Origin of the sequence: Helicobacter cinaedi CCUG 18818 = ATCC BAA-847, from assembly GCF_000155475.1 — a bacterium.
Lineage (GTDB): Bacteria > Campylobacterota > Campylobacteria > Campylobacterales > Helicobacteraceae > Helicobacter_C > Helicobacter_C cinaedi.
In genome coordinates, this window is record NZ_DS990417.1 from 1 (window position 1) to 1,028 (window position 1,028).

The following is a 1,028-nucleotide window of genomic DNA, read 5'->3' on the forward strand; positions in this document are numbered from 1 at the left end:
GCTACAAATCTATGCACCTATTGAATACAAAGAGGAGGGGCTTGTTGATGTGAGTGGCGAAATGTTTGCTCTTTTAGTGGGAACAAGAATAAAAAATGTGTACTATTTTACCTATAATGCAATTAATAAGATTGCAAATATTGGGAGAGATAAGTTAGAAAAAATTGATGGAATACCAATACAGACGCTTTCTCGCCAAGAAGCAAGAGAGTGGTATAATAAAAAATTAAAAAGACTAGGAAATCCATACCAAGAGATAAGGGATTTAATACAACGAGCCGAAAAAATATGTGAATTAAGAAATATTACTAAACAGCAGACAAGAGAACTTATGGAAGACAGAATTATGGCTTGGATATTAAAGTATAATCCACGCACAAAAATAAAACCTTTTAAATACTATGTAAAACAACAAAAAAAGAGAGGTTATAAGGGTAATAAGATTTACGAAAATATCATTAATAGCTTCAATAAAACGAATCGAAAAGTGAATGATAAATATCTTAGAAAATAAGGAGACAATATGGAATTTAATGATGTTCCCACACCACGAGAAGCACGAGAAACAATAGACCCTCATCACTTGATTTGGTATGACAAAGAATATAACGAAGATGAGACAGGCAAAATGCGTTGGGAGTTTGAGTTATGGAATTTTGGCTATGAAGATGCCTTTGAATATTGCAAGGATATATGGTTGGCATTTGGCTATAATATTGTTTTAATAGATTATATAGATTGTATAGAAACTATGATTTGGCATTTTAGCATTAATGATATGCGTTGCACTTGGTTTTTTAATGACTTTCCTGCTTATCATTATATTATTCCATTTAAAGAAACTGAAGAAAATCTTAATAAACTTGAAGGCTATATCAAAATTATCATTGATGAGCTGAATAAACTTGCTATTGAAAAAAGGATTGAGCCTTATTGATAAGTAAAATTGCCTGTTAAAAAGTAGATTCCAAAGCCATAGCAAATTATGAAAAAAAATTTAGAGATTCTATAAAAGAATATGGAGCAAA

The 1,028-nt window shown here is 30.4% G+C and carries 2 protein-coding genes; both read left to right on the forward strand.

Annotated features, from left to right (window positions below):
* A partial coding sequence (locus tag HCCG_RS12365) for a hypothetical protein (RefSeq protein ID WP_230197967.1) occupies positions 1-514 on the forward strand: 514 nt, incomplete at its 5' end.
* A 9-nt stretch (positions 515-523) separates the two neighbouring features.
* Positions 524-937: a hypothetical protein gene (locus HCCG_RS11360; protein ID WP_002957695.1), complete on the forward strand. Its 414-nt coding sequence runs from the start codon at positions 524-526 to the stop codon at positions 935-937.
* Positions 938-1,028: the final 91 nt, after the last annotated feature.

What these genes read in the sequence shown, in the direction of transcription:
- HCCG_RS11360 (WP_002957695.1), top strand. Translation starts at nt 524, where the DNA reads ATGGAATTTAATGATGTTCCCACACCACGAGAAGCACGAGAAACAATA.